The 18,242-nt window shown below is 66.3% G+C and carries 14 protein-coding genes and 4 tRNA genes; 10 read left to right on the top strand and 8 right to left on the bottom strand.

What is annotated here, in order from left to right; translation table 11 throughout:
• Nucleotides 1-48 precede the first annotated feature (48 nt).
• The 4 genes from AC5P5M_RS13840 to AC5P5M_RS13855 form a co-directional block, all read right to left on the bottom strand.
• A tRNA-Lys gene (locus tag AC5P5M_RS13840) sits at nt 49-124 on the bottom strand.
• 79 nt (nt 125-203) lie between these two features.
• Nucleotides 204-280, bottom strand: a tRNA-His gene (locus AC5P5M_RS13845).
• Between the two features lie 173 nt (nt 281-453).
• Nucleotides 454-530: transfer RNA gene (locus AC5P5M_RS13850), tRNA-Arg, on the bottom strand.
• A 39-nt stretch (nt 531-569) separates the two neighbouring features.
• A tRNA-Pro gene (locus AC5P5M_RS13855) sits at nt 570-646 on the bottom strand.
• A gap of 181 nt (nt 647-827) precedes the next feature.
• Here AC5P5M_RS13855 and AC5P5M_RS13860 point away from each other — a divergent pair.
• The gene (locus AC5P5M_RS13860; RefSeq protein ID WP_053520416.1) at nt 828-1,583 is read left to right on the top strand and encodes a Bax inhibitor-1/YccA family protein; all 756 of its coding nucleotides are present in this window, start codon (nt 828-830) and stop codon (nt 1,581-1,583) included.
• A 75-nt stretch (nt 1,584-1,658) separates the two neighbouring features.
• Nucleotides 1,659-2,279: a flavin reductase family protein gene (locus tag AC5P5M_RS13865; protein WP_053520417.1), complete on the top strand. Its 621-nt coding sequence runs from the start codon at nt 1,659-1,661 to the stop codon at nt 2,277-2,279.
• Between the two features lie 3 nt (nt 2,280-2,282).
• On the opposite strand, the gene AC5P5M_RS13870 is transcribed toward AC5P5M_RS13865, so the two are convergent.
• The 4 genes from AC5P5M_RS13870 to grxC all read right to left on the bottom strand — a co-directional run bounded on the left by AC5P5M_RS13870 (nt 2,283) and on the right by grxC (nt 5,153).
• A complete protein-coding gene (locus AC5P5M_RS13870; protein ID WP_053520419.1) occupies nt 2,283-3,044 on the bottom strand; it encodes a sulfite exporter TauE/SafE family protein in 762 nt (253 codons plus the stop codon).
• Nucleotides 3,045-3,241: 197 nt separating this feature from the next.
• The gene (locus AC5P5M_RS13875) at nt 3,242-4,246 is read right to left on the bottom strand and encodes an isocitrate dehydrogenase (RefSeq protein ID WP_053520418.1); all 1,005 of its coding nucleotides are present in this window, start codon (nt 4,244-4,246) and stop codon (nt 3,242-3,244) included.
• A 227-nt stretch (nt 4,247-4,473) separates the two neighbouring features.
• On the bottom strand, nt 4,474-4,866 hold the full coding sequence (locus tag AC5P5M_RS13880) for a carboxymuconolactone decarboxylase family protein (RefSeq protein WP_053519434.1): 393 nt from the start codon (nt 4,864-4,866) through the stop codon (nt 4,474-4,476).
• Complete coding sequence (grxC, locus tag AC5P5M_RS13885; protein ID WP_004154541.1) at nt 4,863-5,153, bottom strand: glutaredoxin 3; 291 nt, start codon at nt 5,151-5,153, stop codon at nt 4,863-4,865. Before grxC ends, AC5P5M_RS13880 begins: the two co-directional genes overlap by 4 nt.
• 142 nt (nt 5,154-5,295) lie before the next feature.
• Between grxC and AC5P5M_RS13890 the strand changes: the two genes are divergently transcribed.
• The 8 genes from AC5P5M_RS13890 (at nt 5,296) to AC5P5M_RS13925 (ending at nt 18,220) form a co-directional block, all read left to right on the top strand.
• Complete coding sequence (locus AC5P5M_RS13890) at nt 5,296-6,942, top strand: M48 family metalloprotease (protein WP_053519435.1); 1,647 nt, start codon at nt 5,296-5,298, stop codon at nt 6,940-6,942.
• A 116-nt stretch (nt 6,943-7,058) separates the two neighbouring features.
• Nucleotides 7,059-7,748, top strand: coding sequence for a phosphate regulon transcriptional regulator PhoB (gene phoB, locus AC5P5M_RS13895; protein ID WP_053519436.1), 690 nt, complete (start codon nt 7,059-7,061; stop codon nt 7,746-7,748).
• Nucleotides 7,749-7,853: 105 nt separating this feature from the next.
• Nucleotides 7,854-9,182 carry a phosphate regulon sensor histidine kinase PhoR gene (gene phoR, locus AC5P5M_RS13900; RefSeq protein ID WP_053519437.1) on the top strand — a complete coding sequence of 443 codons (1,329 nt, stop codon included), beginning with the start codon at nt 7,854-7,856 and terminating at the stop codon, nt 9,180-9,182.
• Between the two features lie 4 nt (nt 9,183-9,186).
• On the top strand, nt 9,187-11,274 hold the full coding sequence (ppk1, locus tag AC5P5M_RS13905) for a polyphosphate kinase 1 (protein ID WP_053519438.1): 2,088 nt from the start codon (nt 9,187-9,189) through the stop codon (nt 11,272-11,274).
• A gap of 364 nt (nt 11,275-11,638) precedes the next feature.
• Nucleotides 11,639-13,165: an exopolyphosphatase gene (gene ppx / locus AC5P5M_RS13910; RefSeq protein WP_053519439.1), complete on the top strand. Its 1,527-nt coding sequence runs from the start codon at nt 11,639-11,641 to the stop codon at nt 13,163-13,165.
• A 292-nt stretch (nt 13,166-13,457) separates the two neighbouring features.
• The gene (locus AC5P5M_RS13915) at nt 13,458-16,388 is read left to right on the top strand and encodes a TonB-dependent receptor domain-containing protein (protein WP_495206042.1); all 2,931 of its coding nucleotides are present in this window, start codon (nt 13,458-13,460) and stop codon (nt 16,386-16,388) included.
• A gap of 166 nt (nt 16,389-16,554) precedes the next feature.
• Nucleotides 16,555-17,700 (top strand): glycosyltransferase family 4 protein, encoded by a 1,146-nt coding sequence (locus AC5P5M_RS13920; RefSeq protein ID WP_111186886.1) that lies wholly within the window; start codon nt 16,555-16,557, stop codon nt 17,698-17,700.
• A complete protein-coding gene (locus tag AC5P5M_RS13925) occupies nt 17,681-18,220 on the top strand; it encodes a phosphatase PAP2 family protein (RefSeq protein WP_053519442.1) in 540 nt (179 codons plus the stop codon). The genes AC5P5M_RS13920 and AC5P5M_RS13925 overlap by 20 nt, the downstream gene beginning before the upstream one ends.
• Nucleotides 18,221-18,242: the final 22 nt, after the last annotated feature.

The following is an 18,242-nucleotide window of genomic DNA, read 5'->3' on the forward strand; positions in this document are numbered from 1 at the left end:
CCTGCAGGCAAGAAAAAAGCCACCTGGGGTACCAGGTGGCTTCTGTCTTGGTGGGCCGTCAAGGATTCGAACCTTGGACCTATTGATTAAGAGTCAACTGCTCTACCAACTGAGCTAACGGCCCGTGAAACTCAGACGCACATTATAGCGTGCATTCTGTTTATTGCAACACCGTGTCGGCTGTGCCGATGCGGTTGAATCAGTGGGGTGGCTGAGGGGATTCGAACCCCCGACCACCGGAATCACAATCCGGTACTCTAACCAACTGAGCTACAGCCACCACTGAAACATTCGCTTCATCGCCAATGCTGCTGGCGCTGGAGCTTTGAAGCCTTGCCTGGAGACCGTCACCGAAGTTCGGGCCGCCGAAGCGAGTCCGATATTCTGGTGGAGTCCTCACGCTTTTGCAAGCCTTTCTTCACATCCGCCGATGCGGTCCCGGTGCTTCGCCAATGGCGCGCCCGACAGGAATCGAACCTGTAACCGCCGGCTTAGAAGGCCGGTGCTCTATCCAGTTGAGCTACGGGCGCCCGAACCGGAACGGCGTCCAATCCGACGTGGCGTGGGATTGGTCGGGGTAGAGGGATTCGAACCCCCGACATCCTGCTCCCAAAGCAGGCGCGCTACCAGACTGCGCTATACCCCGGTCTTGCAATCCCCTCGAGCCAGGCCCGGGGAGTTGGCCATTGTCGCCAAGCACGCGGCGAACTGTCAACGCAGCGATCTGTCCCGGGCGCGCGGTCACGGCAGTGCCAGTGGCCATCGGCTATGCTCGACATCGTCGGCCGGATGGCCTTCCTGATCCCTCATTCGCACGGAGAACGCGCATGCGCAGCGGCAACCCGGCTCTTTCCGAGTCGACTTTCCTCGACCTCGCCAACGGCTCGGTGGTGACCCGCCCCGACCAGGCGATGACCCTCAACGGCACCGTCAACAAGACCGGCATCCTGTTGCTGCTGACCGTGCTGACCGCAGCCTTCGCCTGGAACCAGACCGTGGCCTTCGGCCAGGTGCTGCCGGCCGCCAAGCTGTATGCCATGGGCGGCGCGATCGGCGGCCTGGTGCTGGCGCTGGTCACCGTGTTCAAGAAGCAATGGTCGCCGGTCACCGCACCGCTGTACGCGCTGGTGGAAGGCCTGTTCCTCGGCGCCATTTCCGCCGTGTTCGAGCTGCGGTTCCCGGGCATCGTATTCCAGGCCGTGCTGCTGACCTTCGGCACGCTGGCTGCCCTGCTGGTGGCCTACCGCACCGGCGTCATCAAGGCCACCGAGAATTTCAAGCTCGGCGTGGTCGCCGCCACCGGTGGCATCGCCCTGCTCTACCTGGCGTCGTTCGTGCTGTCGTTCTTCAACATCGAAGTCCCGCTGATCCACTCCTCCAGCGGCTGGGGCATCGCCTTCAGCCTGTTCGTGGTCGTGGTCGCCGCGCTGAACCTGGTGCTGGATTTCGATTTCATTGAGAGCGGTGTGGCCCAGCGCGCGCCCAAGTACATGGAGTGGTATGGCGCATTCGGCCTGATGGTGACCCTGGTCTGGCTGTACGTCGAGTTCCTCCGCCTGCTGTCAAAGATCCAGCAGCGCTGATTCCGGTCAAGCTGAAAACGACAAAGGGCGCCTCCGTGGCGCCCTTTCTGTTCCCCTCCCCCTTTCGACCTCGCCATGCCTGCCCTCTTCCACAGCTATCGCCCCGCTGACGGCCATCGCCTGCCGCATGACCCGTTCAACGCCATCATCGGCCCCCGCCCGATCGGCTGGATTTCCAGCTGCGCTGCCGACGGCGCGTTGAACCTGGCGCCCTACAGCTTCTTCAACGCCTTCAACTACACGCCGCCGATCATTGGTTTCTCCAGCCAGGGCCGCAAGGACTCGCTGCACAACATCGAAGCGACGGGCGAGTTCGTCTGGAACCTGGCCACTTTCGACCTGGCCGAAGCCATGAACGAGAGCTGCCGGGCGGTCGCGCCGGACGTCGACGAGTTCACGCTGGCCGGCTTGACGCCGTTGGCGTCCGGGCAGGTCAAGCCGCCGCGTGTTGCAGAAAGCCCGGTCAGCATGGAATGCCGCTGCACCCAGATCGTCCGCCTGCGCGACGCCGCCGGACAGGACACCAACGGCTGGCTGGTGCTCGGCGAGGTGGTCGCCGTCCATATCGAGGCACGACTGCTGGTCGATGGCATCTACGACACTGCAGCCGCCGACCCGATCCTGCGCGGCGGTGGACCGGCCGACTATTTCCGCGTCAGTGCCGAGCAGCGTTTCCGCATGTTCCGGCCGGCCTGAATCTCAGCCGGCAACCGGGCGCGCCAACAGGGCCGGCAGCGACGAGGCGAGCAGCGCGATGCCCGACAGCGTCAGCAGGCTCAATACGATCTGGCGGAACCGCGCCTCGCTGATGCCGATGTAGACCCGGGCCCCCAGCAGCGCCGGAACCAGCATGGCCGGGGCGACGACAGCGAAGTACGGCAGCATCTGCCGGGTGACCAGGCCACTGCCGACGTAGGTGGCCATGGTGACCGACAGCATCGCCAGGTTGAAGTTCTGGATGACCGCGCGCTGCTCCTCCTTGCCGAAACCACGCAGCGTGCTCCACAACGTGGGCACGGGACCTGCGAAGCCGCCGATGCCGCTGAGCACGCCACCGGCCATGCCCGCCACGGTGTCGCCGATGCGCCCGCCCGTGGTGATCGGCGGCAGCGAACGGGCCATCAGCATCACCGGGCACCACAGTGCCAGGAAGCCTCCCAGCAGGGCCTTGAACCAGTCCATGTCCAGCTGCGGCAATACCATCACGCCCAGCGGAATGCCCGCCAGGCCACCGAAGACGAAGGGCAGCAGCAGACGCAGATTGAATCCGCGCCGCACGGTGAACACCGCCACCAGCTGACCCACCAGCGCGCCGAACACCGACAGTGTAGCCGCCAGGCGTGGCTCCAGCCCCCACGCCCAGAACGACATGGCGACCATTCCGAACGCAAAGCCGGACAGTCCCTGCACGAATCCCGCCACGATCGCTCCAAGCGCGACCAGCAGATACACCGAATCCATCATCACCTCGCTGCGACCCCGTGGCTACGCTGCCACGCCGGCCTGGGCAGCGTAGTGCGTGGCAAGGTACCCGACCAGCGCGCGCACTTTCGGTGCCGCCACACCACATGAGCTGCGCAGAGCATGCGCAGGCACCCAAACGCAACGGGGCGCCCGAAGGCGCCCCGCTGGAAATCCAGGCAAGGTCCAGCCACCGCTTACAGGCGCGTGGCGATGGCCTTGGCGAAGCTCATGGTGGTGCCGGTGCCGCCCAGGTCGCCGGTCAGCGAGTCCTTGGCTTCCATGGTCGCCACGATGGCCTTGCGCAGGCGCTCGGCATTCTGAGGCTGGCCGATGTGATCCAGCATCTGTGCCGCCGCCAGCAGCAGCGCGCAGGGATTGGCTTTGCCCTGGCCCGCGATGTCCGGCGCGGTGCCGTGCACGGCTTCGAAGATCGCCGCGTCCTTGCCGATGTTGGCACCCGGGGCCAGGCCAAGGCCGCCGACCAGGCCGGCGCAGAGATCGGAAATGATGTCGCCGAACAGGTTGGTGGTGACGATCACATCGAACTGTTCCGGGCGCATCACCAGCTGCATGCAGGTGTTGTCGACGATCATTTCCTGGAATTCGATGTCCGGATACTGCGCGGCCACTTCACGGGCAACGTTCAGGAACAGGCCCGAGGTCGACTTGATGATGTTGGCCTTGTGCACGGCGGTGACCTTCTTGCGGCCGACGCTGCGGGCCAGTTCGAAGGCGTAGCGCACGATGCGCTCCGAGCCCTTGCGGGTAATGCGGGTGCCGGAGAAGGCAGTCTCGCCGTCGGCCGACACTTCCTGGCCTTCGGCCAGGTAGGCGCCTTCGGTGTTCTCACGCACGGTGATCAGGTCGACGTTGTCGAAACGCGACTTGGTGTTCGGGAAGGTGTGGGCCGGACGCACGTTGGCGTACAGGTCGAAATGGCGGCGCAGGCTGACATTGATCGAGGTGAAGCCACCACCGACCGGCGTGGTCAGCGGGCTCTTCAGGGCAACCTTGTTGCGCGCGATCGAGTCCAGGGTGACCGCCGGCATCAGGTCGCCGTGCTTCTCCAGCGCCGCCAGGCCGGCGTCGGCCTCTTCATACTCCAGGCCGGCATTGAGCTGGTCGAGCACGTACAGGGTGGCGTCCATGATCTCCGGGCCGATGCCGTCGCCGCGGATGACCGTAATTTTCTGCGTCATTGATCGATGTTCCGAACAGGGGGAAAAAACGCCGTCCGGACGTGCCCGGAAACGCCGGCGCAAAGGAAGTTTCACCGGCAATTATGCCTGAGCCGGGGCCGAGGTCCCAAATAGACCATGGTCCCAGTCCCCGGCTCAGGCAGAATTGCCCGCGTATTCCGGTGGCGCCGGGCCATGCCCGGCGGGTGGGCGTCCGGTCATTCGCCGGGCATGGCCCGGCGTTACCCTCAGTGCTCGTGGGCTTCCGGGGCGGCGGCACCGCCTTCGAGCTGGTCGAGGAAATCGACTGCGCGGCGCAGGTGCGGGATCACGATCGAGCCGCCGACCACCAGGCCGACCGAGAAGGTCTCGAAGAACTCCTCGCGGGTCACCCCGGCCTCCTTGCACTGGGCCACGTGGTAGCTGATGCAGTCGTCGCAGCGCAGCACCATCGAGGCCACCAGCCCCAGCAGCTCCTTGGTCTTCACATCCAGCGCACCGGCCTGGTAGGTCTGCGTATCCAGCGCGAAGAACCGGCGCACCACCTGGTTCGGCTCGCCCAGGATGCGCTCGTTCATGCGCTTGCGGAACGCGGTGAACTCGGCGATGCGGTCCTTGCTGCCGTCGTCGGCCGCGCTCATGCCTGGCCCTGCCCGGCCAGCAGCGGCTCAAGCTTGCCTTCACGGTGCAGCGCCATCATGTCGTCATAGCCACCGACATGGACGTCGCCGACGAAGATCTGCGGCACGCTGGTGCGGCGGGTCAGCGCCATCATCTTCTCGCGTTCGGCCGGGTCCAGGTCGATGCGGACCTCGGTCCACTGCTGGCCCTTGCTCTTGAGGAAGTTCTTGGCGGCCACGCAGTACGGGCAGACGGCAGTGGAATAGATGGTGATGGCGGGGGCACCGCCGGCGGTCTGGGCTGTCACGGGAAACTCCACGATGGATCGACGGTCTACATATGGTACCGGTGCGCTGGAATTTCCACGCTACCACCGCAACACTGTGGATTAACGAATGGTTGCCCCCTGCCCTGCCACGCTTGGCGCGCCCCGCCCGAGGACCTCCCGCTTGCGAGCCCTGCTGCTTTCGACCGCCGTCACCTTCGCCCTGGCCATGCCGCTGGCCCAGGCCCAGGAGAAGCTGCCCGACATCGGCTCCTCGGCCGGCGAGCTGCTGACCCCGGCCCGCCAGGCCGAGTACGGCGCGATGATGCTGCGCGAGCTGCGCAACTATGGCTACCTGCTGGACGATCCGCTGGTCAATGACTGGCTGCAGACCATGGGCACCCGCCTGGGGTCCAACAGCGACCAGCCGCGCCAGCCCTACACCTTCTTCGTGATGAAGGACCGCCAGATCAACGCCTTCGCGACCCTGGGCGGCTACATCGGGGTCAACGCCGGGCTGGTGCTGACGGCCGAACGCGAAGACGAGGTTGCCGCGGTGCTGTCACACGAAATCGCCCACGTCACCCAGCAGCACGTGCTGCGCGGGGTCGAGCGCGCCCAGCGCGACCAGATCCCGATCCTGCTGGGCATGCTGGCGGCGGTGGTGGCGGCACAGGCCAGCAACAGCACCTCTTCAGGCAATGCGACCATGGCCGCGATCAGCTCGGGCATGGGCCTGATGCAGCAGCGGCAGATCAACTACACCCGCTCCAACGAATCGGAAGCCGATCGGCTGGGCATACGCACCCTGTCACGCAGCGGTTACGACGTGGACGCGATGGCCGGCTTCTTCGAGCGGATGTCGACGGCCATGCGCGGCAACGAGGGCGGCTACAGCGTGCCGGAGTTCCTGCGCACGCACCCGGTCAACATCACCCGCATCAGCGAAGCGAAGGCCCGCGCCGAGCAGATGAAGAAGGACACGGTGCTGCTGACCACCACCACGCCCAGCGGCGAGCGCAGGGAACGGGTGGACCCGGCCGACCCGACCCTGTCCGAACCGCTGCTGCGCGGCAGCAACCCGCTGCTGCCAAGCAGTGTGCTGCGGGTGCCGGTTGGCCAGCTCAGCCGGGGCCCCAGCGGCGACTTCGACTGGGCACGTGAACGGTTGCGGGTGCTCAGTGCCGACTCCACCGGCGAGGTGGAGCGCGAGTACGCCGACCTGGGCAAACGCCAGAAGAGCGGATTGAACGATGCCCAGCGCTACGGCCAGGCCCTGGCGGTGATGCGGGGGGGACGCAGCGGTGCCGGCGAGGCGCGGCAGACCCTGAACGGCCTGCTGCAGGCCCATCCGGACAGCCTGTGGGTAGCCCTGGCCCTGGCCGAGGCCGAATCGCGCTCGGGCCAGGCCACGCAGGCCAATGCCCGTTTCGAGCAGCTGCTGCGTGAGCATCCCAACAGTCGGCCCGTCGCGCTGACCTACGCCGAGATCCTCAACGAACAGGGCAACCGCGAGGCGGGGCAGCGCGCGCAGGCCATGCTGCGGCCGCTGCTGTCGCAAAGTGGTAACGATCCGGTGTTCCAGCAGCGCTACGCCCGTGCCAGCGAGCTGGCCGGGGACAGCGTCCGTGCCAGCGAGGCCTACGCCGAGGCCGCCTTCCTCAGCGGCCGGCCGGAGCAGGCGCTGATGCAGCTGCAGGCGCTCAAGCGCAATCCTGCACTGGACTACGTAGGACGGGCCCGGGTCGACGCGCGCATCGAATCGATCACCCCGACCGTGCTGGAGCTGCGCCGGCAGGGCGTGCAGGACCCCGATCTGGACCGCCGCTGAGCGCTGCATGACCGGTCCGTGGCAATCGGGAGCGGTTCCGGCCCGATGGTCACAAACATGTCATCAAACCGTAGTCTACTGGCACCCGTCCAGTAACCGAGCCCTACGGTGCCCTCGTGCAGAAACGTATCCTGATCGTCGATGACGAGCCCGCGATCCGCGAAATGGTCGCCTTCGCCCTGCGCAAGGGTGACTACGAGCCGGTTCATGCCGGTGATGCCCGCGAAGCCCAGACCGCGATCGCCGACCGTGTTCCCGACCTGATCCTGCTGGACTGGATGCTGCCCGGCACCAGCGGCCTGGACCTGGCGCGCCGCTGGCGCAAGGAGACGCTGACCCGCGAGGTGCCCATCATCATGCTGACCGCGCGTGGCGAGGAGAACGACCGTGTCGGCGGCCTGGAAGCCGGCGTCGACGATTACGTGGTCAAGCCGTTCTCGGCCCGGGAGCTGCTGGCCCGCATCCGTGCGGTCATGCGCCGCGCCCGCGAAGACGACGAGGACGGCAGCGTGGCGGTCGGTCCGATCCGCATCGACGGTGCCGCGCATCGCGTGTTCGCCAACGAACAGCCGGTGCCGATCGGCCCGACCGAGTACCGCCTGCTGCACTTTTTCATGACCCACCCCGAGCGCGTGTACACCCGCGCCCAGCTGCTGGACCACGTGTGGGGCGGCAGCGTGTACGTGGAGGAGCGCACCATCGACGTGCACATCCGCCGCCTGCGCAAGACGCTGGAACCGTTCAATGCCGAGAACATGGTGCAGACCGTGCGCGGCGCGGGTTACCGCTTCTCGACCGCCACCTAAGTCCCGTCGTGCCGGCATCGCGCACCACGGGTGCCGGTGCCGGCAACTCTGCTATAACCCTTGGTTCATTCCAGTGAACCACCGCACCTCATCGACGAGACCGCAATGCCCCGCCACATCCGCTCTGCCTGGTTGAAGACGCTGGCTACCGTCGCCGCGGTACTGCTGTTCGCCGGACTGGTGGGATGGTTCACGGGCCATCTGTGGTTGTGCGTCGCACTGGGCGCGCTGGCGACGCTGGCCTGGCATTACTGGCGCTTGCGCAGCGTGCTGCGCCGGCTGACCGCGCGCCAGCGCTGGGATACCGCCGAAGGCACGGGTGTGTGGAATGAACTGGATCGCCTGCTGTACCGCAACCAGGTCGAAATGCGCGTGCGCAAGCGGCGCCTGCTGGACATGCTGCGCAGCTACCGCGCCGCGGCCGCCGCGCTGCCCGACGCAGTGGTGGTGCTCGACCGCAACAGCCAGCGCGTGCAGTGGTTCAACGAAGCGGCCACCGCCCTGCTTGGCCTGCACCACCCGGGCGACCTGGGCGAGGCCCTTGTCGAGCGGTTGCAGCCGATGCCGCTGGCCCACTGGCTGGCCGGTGGTCGCAACGCCGAGCCGATCCTGGACGTGCCCTCGCCGGTCGATCCAGCGATCCGCCTGAACCTCCGCCTGATTCCGTATTCGTCGGACTACTGGCTGCTGATCGCCCGTGATGTCAGCAAGCTGCTGCGCCTGGAGCAGGTCCGCCGCGATTTCGTCGCCAATGTTTCACATGAGCTGCGCACCCCTCTCACCGTGGTGCACGGCTACCTGGACATGATGGATCCGGAGGATTTCCCCGGCACCGGCCCGATGCTTGAAGAGATGCGCAAGCAGAGCCAGCGCATGGCCCAGCTGGTGGAAGACCTGCTGACCCTGTCGCGGCTGGAGTCGCAGGAGCACACCGAGGAGGAAGTCGTGGCCATGCAGCCGATGCTGGCCACGCTGCGTCGCGAAGCCGAGGCCCACAGCCAGGGTCGCCACCAGATCAGCATTGAGGACCTTGCCGGCGTCGACCTGCAGGGCTCGACCAAGGAGCTGCACAGCGCCTTCTCCAATCTGGTCACCAATGCAGTGCGCTACACGCCGGCCGACGGCCGCATCACCGTAGAGTTCCGTCGCGAAGGCGACGGCGCGGTGCTGGCCGTGCGCGATACCGGCTATGGCATCCCGGCAACCCACCTGCCGCGGCTGACCGAGCGCTTCTACCGCGTTTCCAGCAGCCGCTCGCGCGAGAGCGGCGGCACCGGCCTCGGCCTTTCCATCGTCAAGCACATCCTCGGCCTGCACCATGCGCGGCTGGAGATCGAAAGCGAGGTCGGCAAAGGATCGGTGTTCTCCTGTCATTTCGATGCCGACCACGTGCGCCCGCGCGAGTCCGCCCCCCTGACCTCCGTCGAAGAATGAAGCCATGAGCAGCCTCGGATCCCTCCCTCTCCCCGTGAGCCCGGACAACGATCCGCTGCGCGATCCGGCGCTGTACATCAACCGCGAACTGTCGCAGCTGGATTTCAACTTCCGCGTGCTGGCCCAGGCCATGGACCCGCAGGTGCCCCTGCTGGAGCGCCTGCGCTTCATGTGCATCTCCTGCACCAACCTCGACGAGTTCTTCGAGATCCGGGCCGCCGCTGTCCGCCACGCGCAGGAATACGGCCTGCCGCCGGCTCCGGACGGGATGAGCCCGCAGGCCATCCTCAACGCCATCCATGAACGCGCCGCCGAACTGGTGGACCAGCAGTACCGCTGCTGGAATGAGACACTGCGCCCGGCCCTGATGGATGCCGGCATCGGCGTGCTCGGCCGCCATTCGTGGAACCACCGGCAGAAGCGCTGGCTGCGGGCCTACTTCCGCAACGAGATCATGCCGGTGCTGTCGCCGCTGGGCCTGGATCCGGTGCATCCGTTCCCGAAGATCCTCAACAAGTCGCTGAACATCGTCGTCGTGCTGAAGGGCACCGATGCATTCGGCCGCGCCGGCCACCTGGCCATCGTGCGAGCACCGCGCTCGCTGCCGCGCATCATCCAGCTGCCGGAAAAACTCGGTGGCTCGCAGAACTTCGTGTTCCTGTCCTCGGTGCTGTCCACCTTCGTGGATGAACTGTTCCCGGGCATGGAAGTCCAGGGCGCCTACCAGTTCCGCGTGACCCGCAATTCCGAGCTGGTGGTGGACGAGGAGGAAGTGGAGAACCTGGCGCTGGCACTGCGCGATGAACTGGTCGACCGCGGCTACCGGCCGGCGGTGCGGCTGGAAATCGCCCATGACATGCCGCGCGAGATCGTGCGTACCCTGCTGCAGAACTTCGGCCTGACCGAGAACGCGGTGTATCGCATCGACGGCCCGGTCAACCTCAACCGCATCATCCAGCTGTACGACCTCATCGCGCAGCCGGACCTGAAATATCCGCCGATGACGCCGCGCACGCTGCGCGACACCGATGGCATCTTCGAGACCGTGGCGCGCCAGGACCTGCTGCTGCACCATCCCTTCGATGCGTTCGCCGCCGTACTCGACCTGATCCGCCAGGCGGCGCTAGATCCGAACGTGCTGGCGATCAAGCAGACCCTGTACCGCACGGGCAAGGATTCGCTGATCGTCGATGCGCTGATCCAGGCTGCACGTGCCGGCAAGGATGTGACCGTGGTGGTCGAGCTGCGCGCACGCTTCGATGAAGAGGCCAACCTCGGGCTGGCCGATCGCCTGCAGGAAGCCGGCGTACAGGTGGTGTATGGCGTGGTCGGCTACAAGACCCATGCCAAGATGCTGCTGATCGTGCGTCGCGAAGGCCGCAAGCTGCGCCGTTACGTGCACCTGGGCACCGGCAACTACCACAGCGGTACGGCGCGCGCGTACACCGACATCAGCCTGATCACCGCTGATGCGGACATCGGCAATGATGTGCACCTGCTGTTCCAGCAGCTGTCCGGGCTGGCCTCGAAGATGAAGCTCAAGCGCCTGCTGCAGTCGCCCTTCACCCTGCATACCGGCATCCTGGCGCGGATCGAGCGCGAGACGCGCATCGCGGCCGCGGGCCGCCCGGCACGCATCATCGCCAAGATGAACGCCCTCAACGAGGCCCAGGTAATCCGCGCGCTGTACGCCGCCTCGCAGGCCGGAGTGCAGATCGACCTGATCATCCGTGGCGCCTGCACCCTGCGTCCCGGCGTCCCGGGCGTGTCCGACAACATCCGTGTCCGCTCCATCGTCGGCCGCTTCCTGGAACACAGCCGGGTCTACTGGTTCGGCAACGATGGTGCACCCGAACTGTACTGCGCGAGCGCCGACTGGCTGGAGCGCAACCTGCTGCGGCGGGTCGAGACCTGCTTCCCGATCCTGGATCCGACGCTGGCCAAGCGGGTCTACCGCGAAGTCCTGCAGAACTACCTGGACGACAACCTCAACGCCTGGGAACTGGATGCCGATGGCATCTATCACAAGCGTGCCCCGGCCCACGACGAGGCCCCGCATTCGGCGCAGATGGCATTGATGCAGGGTCTCTGACCCGGTAGGTGCCGGCCTTGGTCGGCACAATGCGTCCAATGTAGAACACCGGGGGCAGAGCCCGTTGCGCAGCAACGGGATCCGACCCCGTGTCGTTCCGGCAGACCGCGGCCAACTGTCGAAGGCGGGGTGGGTCCGGTTGAGGGGGTGTGAGCGGCATGGATGCCGCGACCAAGCCCCCAGGGATGGGTTGACGGCGTCCCCCTCATCCGGACCCACCCCGCCATCCCTCAGAAAACCCGCTTTTGACGTTGACGTTGACGTTGACCTTGCCGGCCAGCGGCCGGCACTACCGAACGCCCCCCGACAAAATGTGAAGGCCATGCGGTGACGAGCACACCGCCCCTTCGGCTAACATTCGCCCATGCCGCATACCACCACGACTCCGCCCGCATTGCAGGATGGCGACCTGCTGGCCGCCATCGACCTTGGCTCCAACAGTTTCCACATGGTCATCGCGCGCTACACGCTCGGCCAGCTGCGGGTGATCGACCGCCTGCGCGAAACCGTGCGCATGGCCGACGGTCTGGATGGCAAGGGGGGCCTGTCGGCTGCGGCACGGCAACGCGCACTGGAATGCCTGGCCCGCTTCGGCCAGCGCATCCGCAATGTCCCGTCGCACCGCGTGCGTGCACTGGCCACCAATACCGTGCGGCAGCTGCGTTCACCGCAGTCGTTCCTGGTTCCCGCCGAAACCGCGCTTGGACATGCCATTGAAGTGGTGAGCGGCCGCGAGGAGGCGCGCCTTATCTACCTGGGCGTCGCCCATGCCCAGCCGCCCAAACCGGGCGAGCGCCGGCTGGTGATCGACATCGGCGGTGGCTCGACCGAGTTCATCATCGGCATGGGCATGCAGACCCTCGAGCGCGAGAGCCTGCAGGCCGGCTGCATTGCCAGCACCCGCCGCTTCTTTCCGGGCGGCAAGCTCAGCAAGAAGCGCTGGAAGGATGCACTGGCCGAGATCGGTCGCGAGTTCCAGCCCTTCGCCAGCAAGTACCGTGCGCTGGGCTGGCAGGAGGCACTGGGTTCTTCGGGCACCCACAAGGCGATCAGCGAGATCTGCGCGACGATGAAGCTGAGCAAGGGGGCGATCACCGCCGAAGCCCTGCCACAGCTGCGCGACGAGCTGCTCAAGGCCAAGAAGATCGACGACATCGTGTTGCCGGGCCTGTCCAGCGATCGCCGCCCGATCATCGCGGGCGGCATCCTGGTGCTGGAGGCGGCCTTCCAGGCATTGGGCCTGCAGAAGCTGCTGGTCAGCAAGGCCGCGATGCGCGAAGGCATCCTTTACGACATTGTCGGCCGTGCCGGCGAGAACGACCTGCGCGACGAATCGGTCGCTGCGCTCACCCACCGTTACGGCATCGACACCGTCCAGGCCGACCGCGTGCAGGACACCGCCCTGTCGCTGCTGGAGCAGGTACAGGAACGCTGGAAGCTCGACGCTGACGATGCCCGCATGCTCGGCTGGGCGGCACGCCTGCATGAGCTGGGGCTGATGATCGCCCACAGCGGCTATCACGTGCATGGCAGCTACGTGCTGGAACACTCGGACATCGCCGGCTTCTCGCGGCAGGAGCAGCAGATGCTGGCGGCCCTGGTCCGCAGCCATCGCCGCAGCGTGGGCAAGACCGCGTTCGACGCCCTGCCCGAGCGCCTGCTGCTGACCGCGCGGCGGCTGGCCGCGCTGCTGCGCCTGGCGGTGCTGCTCAACCGTGCCCATGAGGACGCTCCGCTGCCGCCGCTGGAACTGACCGCCGATGACAACCGGTTGTCGCTGATCGTGCCGCAGGCGTTCATCGACGCCCGGCCGCTGCTGCGCGCCGACCTGATCGGCGAGACCGACGGCATCGCCGGCCTCGGCATCCAATTCCGTCCCTTCGTTGCCTGAATACGCGCGCCTCGGCGTTACATTCGGTGACACTTTGCGCAATCTGGCGGCTTTTCCTGCTGCATCGCGTCAGCCGGTCGTTGGCGGTCCATTCGCGACGGCACCGTAAGCGATTGCTTTTGTTCATTTTTTGTGAGGATTTGTGACAAGGCGTTAATTTGTTCGACACACCCTCTTTACACAGCATTAACCAACGAGACTACTATCGGGTTGCTGGTCCGGTCGCACGACCTTCCGGCTTCTTCGACGCCCTTTTTGGCGTCCGTTGCACGACCTGAGAGAGAGAGCTCGTATGACTTCACGCACCACCGCCCTGGGGCAGGCGATCCGCTATGCCCTGGCTACCACTGCAACGCTGGCGGCACTGCCCGCGTTCGCCCAGAGCGAAAGCACTGCTTCGCCGACCAACCTGGACCGTATCGAGATCACCGGTTCGCGTATCCGTCAGGTCGACGTGGAAACCGCCCAGCCGGTGTTCGCGATCAGCCGCAACGATATCGAGCGCCAGGGCTTCAGCTCGGTTGCCGACATCCTGCAGAACGTCACCGCGATGGGCAGCCCGGCAATCAGCCGCGCCAACGCGCTGACCGCAGGCGAGAACGCGGGCGGCACCTACATCGACATGCGCAACCTGGGCACGCAGCGCACGCTGGTGCTGGTCAACGGCAAGCGCCTGGGCATCAGCACGTCCGGCTACCAGGACGTTTCCTCCCTGCCGGTGTCGGCAGTGGAGCGCATCGAGGTGCTGAAGGACGGCGCTTCTGCGATCTATGGTTCGGATGCCATGGCTGGCGTGGTCAACATCATCACCCGCTCCAACGTCACCGGCGTGACCGCCAACGTCTACCACGGCCAGTACAGCGAGGGCGACGGCGCGCGCGACCGCTTCGACGTGGTCGCCGGCTGGAACAACGACCGCATCTCGCTGACCCTGTCGGCCGAGCATGCAGAAGAGAAGGGCGTGTGGGCACGTGACCGCGGCTTCAGCCAGTACGGCATGACCGATCGCCACCCGAACGACAGCAGCAACTGGACCACCATCAGCCAGTACGGCCAGTTCACCGGCGTGCGCGGTCCCGGCTGCAATGCGACGCCTCCGGCAGGCTGTGGCTACTCGCTCAACCGTGGCACGGACCCGACCAATCCGGCCAATTACCACCTCACCAACTCCACGCCCTTCACCGGTGACGTGAGCAACGCCAACGACCAGATGCACGTGATGTACCCGGTCAAGCGCGACTCGATCTACTTCGACGGCCGGTTCAAGATCACCGACAACGTCAACTTCCGCACCGAGCTGGGCTACAACCAGCGCGAGTCCACCCGCCAGATCGCGGGCTATCCGCTGCAGTCGAGCACCGCCGGTGTCGGCTCCATGTCGATCGACAGCTACTTCAACCCGTTCGGCAACCAGCACGGCTTCGCCACCCCGACTGCGGTGGCCTGGAACCGCCGCACCTGGGAAGTGCCGCGCGTGACCACCAGCGAGCTGAAGACCTACCGCGCGGTGGCGTCGTTCGACGGCTCATTCGATATCGGCGAGCGTTACTTCGACTGGGAAGTGGGCTACCAGTACAACCGCAACGAGCTGGAATCGGTGGCGACCGGCAACCTGCACAAGGGTCGCGTAGCGGCCGGCGTAGGTCCGTCCTTCTTCAACGCCGCCACCGGCAAGGTGCAGTGCGGCACGGCCGCTGCTCCGATCTCCTACGACGTCTGCAAGCCGTGGAACCCGCTGGTTCCGTACGGCACCACCGCTGCCGATGGCATCTATGGCAACGAAGAACTGCAGGCGTGGCTGTTCCCGGATGAGATCACCAAGGGCCGCACCACCTCCAAGAACTTCTTCGCCAGCATCGCGGGCAGCATCGTGACCCTGCCGGCCGGTGACCTCGGCTTAGCCTTCGGCGTGGAAAGCCGCAAGGAAGAAGGCAAGTACACCCCGGATGCCCTGGCCCAGACCGGCGCCACCACCAACCTCGCGGCTGGCCCGACCGGTGGCGACTACACCGTCAATGAAGCCTACCTGGAAGTGAACGTTCCGGTGCTGGCCGATCTGCCGGGCGCGAAGGAACTGAGCTTCAACGGTGCTACCCGTTTCTCGGACTACAACACCTTCGGCAACACCCTCAACAGCAAGTTCGGCTTCAAGTGGAAGCCGATCGACTCGCTGATGGTGCGTGGCACCTGGGCGGAGGGCTTCCGCGCCCCGACCATCAACGATCTGTTCGGTGGTGGCTCCGAGACCTTCGCGCAGTTCAGCGATCCGTGCGACACCCGCTTCGGTTCCTCGGCCTCCAGCGCCGAAGTCCGTTCGCGTTGCGCCCGCGACATCGCCAATGCCGATACCTTCCGCCAGCTGCGCCAGGGCGGCACTCCGGTGAACACCTCCACCGATGCCACGCCGGTGCCGTTCACCTCCGGCTCGAATCCGCTGCTGACTCCGGAAACCTCGACCAGCAAGACGCTGGGCCTGGTCTGGAGCCCGAGCTTCATCCAGGGCTTCAACGCCTCGCTGGACTGGTGGAAGATCCGCATCGACAACACGATCATTGCCGATACGCCGACCCAGATCCTGCAGGACTGCTACGAAGCAGGCATCGATTCGCGCTGCACGCGCTTCCAGCGTGACCCGGTGACGGGCATCGTGACCAACCTGAAGTTCGGCAACCGCAATGCGGGCTTCATGGAAACCGAAGGTTACGACCTGGATGTGAGCTACCGTCTGGACACCCGGTTCGGCAAGTTCAACGTGAATTCGGCCACCACCTACGTGTCCAGTGCGACCTACCGCACCTCGAACGACAGCTCGATCGTTCCGATCGTCACCAATGGCATCGGCAGCGCCTTCCGCGTCCGCTCCAACCTGGCGCTGGGCTACGATCTGGGTGACTTCGGCGTGACCTGGACCGCGCGCTACTACTCGGGCGTGAAGGAGACCTGCTCCAACATCGGTCTGTATCCGGACGAGTGCTCCGATCCGGGCGTGTATGCACCGTGGTACAAGGGCTCGCGCAACTACAACGAGCGTGGTTCGGTGACCTTCCACGACGTGCAGTTCCGCTACAACCTGCCGTGGGATGCGACCGTCGCCGTCGGCGCCAACAACGTGTTCGAGAAGTCCGGCCCGATCATGTACAGCAAGCCGAACTCCGCGTTCTCGTACTACGGTGGCTACGACATCGGTCGTTTCATCTACATGAAGTACCAGCAGCGCTTCTGATCGATCGCACTGCGACGCTCCACGACCACGGCCCTTCGGGGCCGTGGTTTTTTCTGGCCCCGGCCCCGCAGCCGGCACTCCTGCGCGTCTGTCATGCCTGTGTCGCCAAGCCGTCATGTCGGCTACATCGCCAGGCCCGAGCATGCCGGGAAACCGGAGGCCCGCCATGCGCTATGCCATCGTCACCGAGACGTATCCGCCGGAAGTCAACGGCGTCGCACTGACCGTGCAGGGACTGGAACAGGGCCTGCGGACGGCCGGGCACGAGATCGACCTGATCCGGCCACGCCAGGCCAGTGAAGCGCTGGATTCCGCTCCCGGTACCCTGCTGGTGCCCGGCGCCGCCCTGCCCCGCTATCCCGGCTTGCGGTTCGGCCTGCCGGCCCCGATCCGGCTCGGTCGCCACTGGCAGCAGCAGCGCCCGGATGCGATCTATGTCGCTACCGAAGGCCCGCTGGGCTGGTCGGCGCTGCGTACCGCGCGGCGCCTCGGCATCCCGGTAGCCAGTGGCTTTCACACCCGCTTCGACGAGTATCTGCCCGACTACGGGGTCGCCTGGCTGCAGGCCGCTGCGATGCGCTGGATGCGCCGCTTCCACAACCAGGCCGACGCCACCCTCGTGCCCACCCGCGAGCTCCAACAGTTCCTTGCCGAACAGGGCTTCGAGCGCGTCCGGCTGCTGGCCCGCGCGGTCGACAGCCAGCAGTTCGACCCGGGCCGGCGTGACCCCACCCTGCGCGAGGAATGGGGCATCGACGGCAACGGCCTGGCAGCGATCTACGTTGGCCGCATCGCCGCCGAGAAGAACCTCGGACTGGCCGTGAAGGCGTTCCGCCGCCTGCAGCAGATACGGCCGAAGGCACGCTTCGTCTGGGTCGGCGACGGGCCCGCACGGGAGAAGCTGGCGCATGAGAACCCCGACTTCATCTTCTGCGGCATCCAGCGCGGCGAAGCGCTGGCCCGCCATTTCGCCAGCGGCGATCTGTTCCTGTTCCCCAGCCGCAGCGAGACCTTCGGCAACGTGACCCTGGAAAGCATGGCCAGCGGCCTGGCCACGGTGGCCTTTGATTACGGCGCGGCGCGTGAGTACCTGCGCAACGGCGAGAACGGTGCCGCCGTGGACAACGACGAGCAGTTCGTCGAAGCGGCCGTGCAGCTGGCCAGCGATGACACGCTGCGCCGCGAACTGGGCAGCCAGGCCGCACGGGCGATGAAGCGGCTGCATCCGCAGCAGGTGGTGGCCGAGTTCGATGCGCTGCTGGCCGAGCTGGCGAACACCCGGAGGATTGGCCATGCGCACCACGCCGCTTGAACTGCTGCGCGGCAGCGAAACACGCCTGTGCCGGCGGGCGAACCACTATTGCCGGCGCCGCCGCGTGCGCCGTCTGTTCTCGATCATCAGCCGGCTTGGCGACGGCGTGTTCTGGTACGTGCTGATGGGTGTACTGGTGGCGATCGATGGCTTTGACGGGCTGCGCGCATCGGTGCACATGGCCGCCACCGGCCTGGCCGCGCTGCTGCTGTACAAGGGCCTCAAGCGCTGGACCCGGCGCCCCCGCCCGTATGCCGCGGATCTGCGCATCCGGGCCTGGGTGGCCCCGCTGGACGAGTTCAGTTTCCCGTCCGGGCATACCCTGCACGCGGTGTCGTTCACCATCGTGGCGTTGGCCTATTACCCCTGGCTGGCGCCGCTGCTGGTGCCGTTCACCCTCGGCGTGGGCCTGTCGCGGGTCGTGCTGGGCCTGCATTACCCCAGCGATGTGCTGGCCGCCACCGGCATCGCCGCACTGCTGGCGTCGGCCAGCCTGGCCTGGCTGCCGCTGCCGGTGTGAGGGCCACCGCCGCCGCGCTGGC

This window comes from Stenotrophomonas sp. YJH_SMC_106-19, from assembly GCF_059368375.1.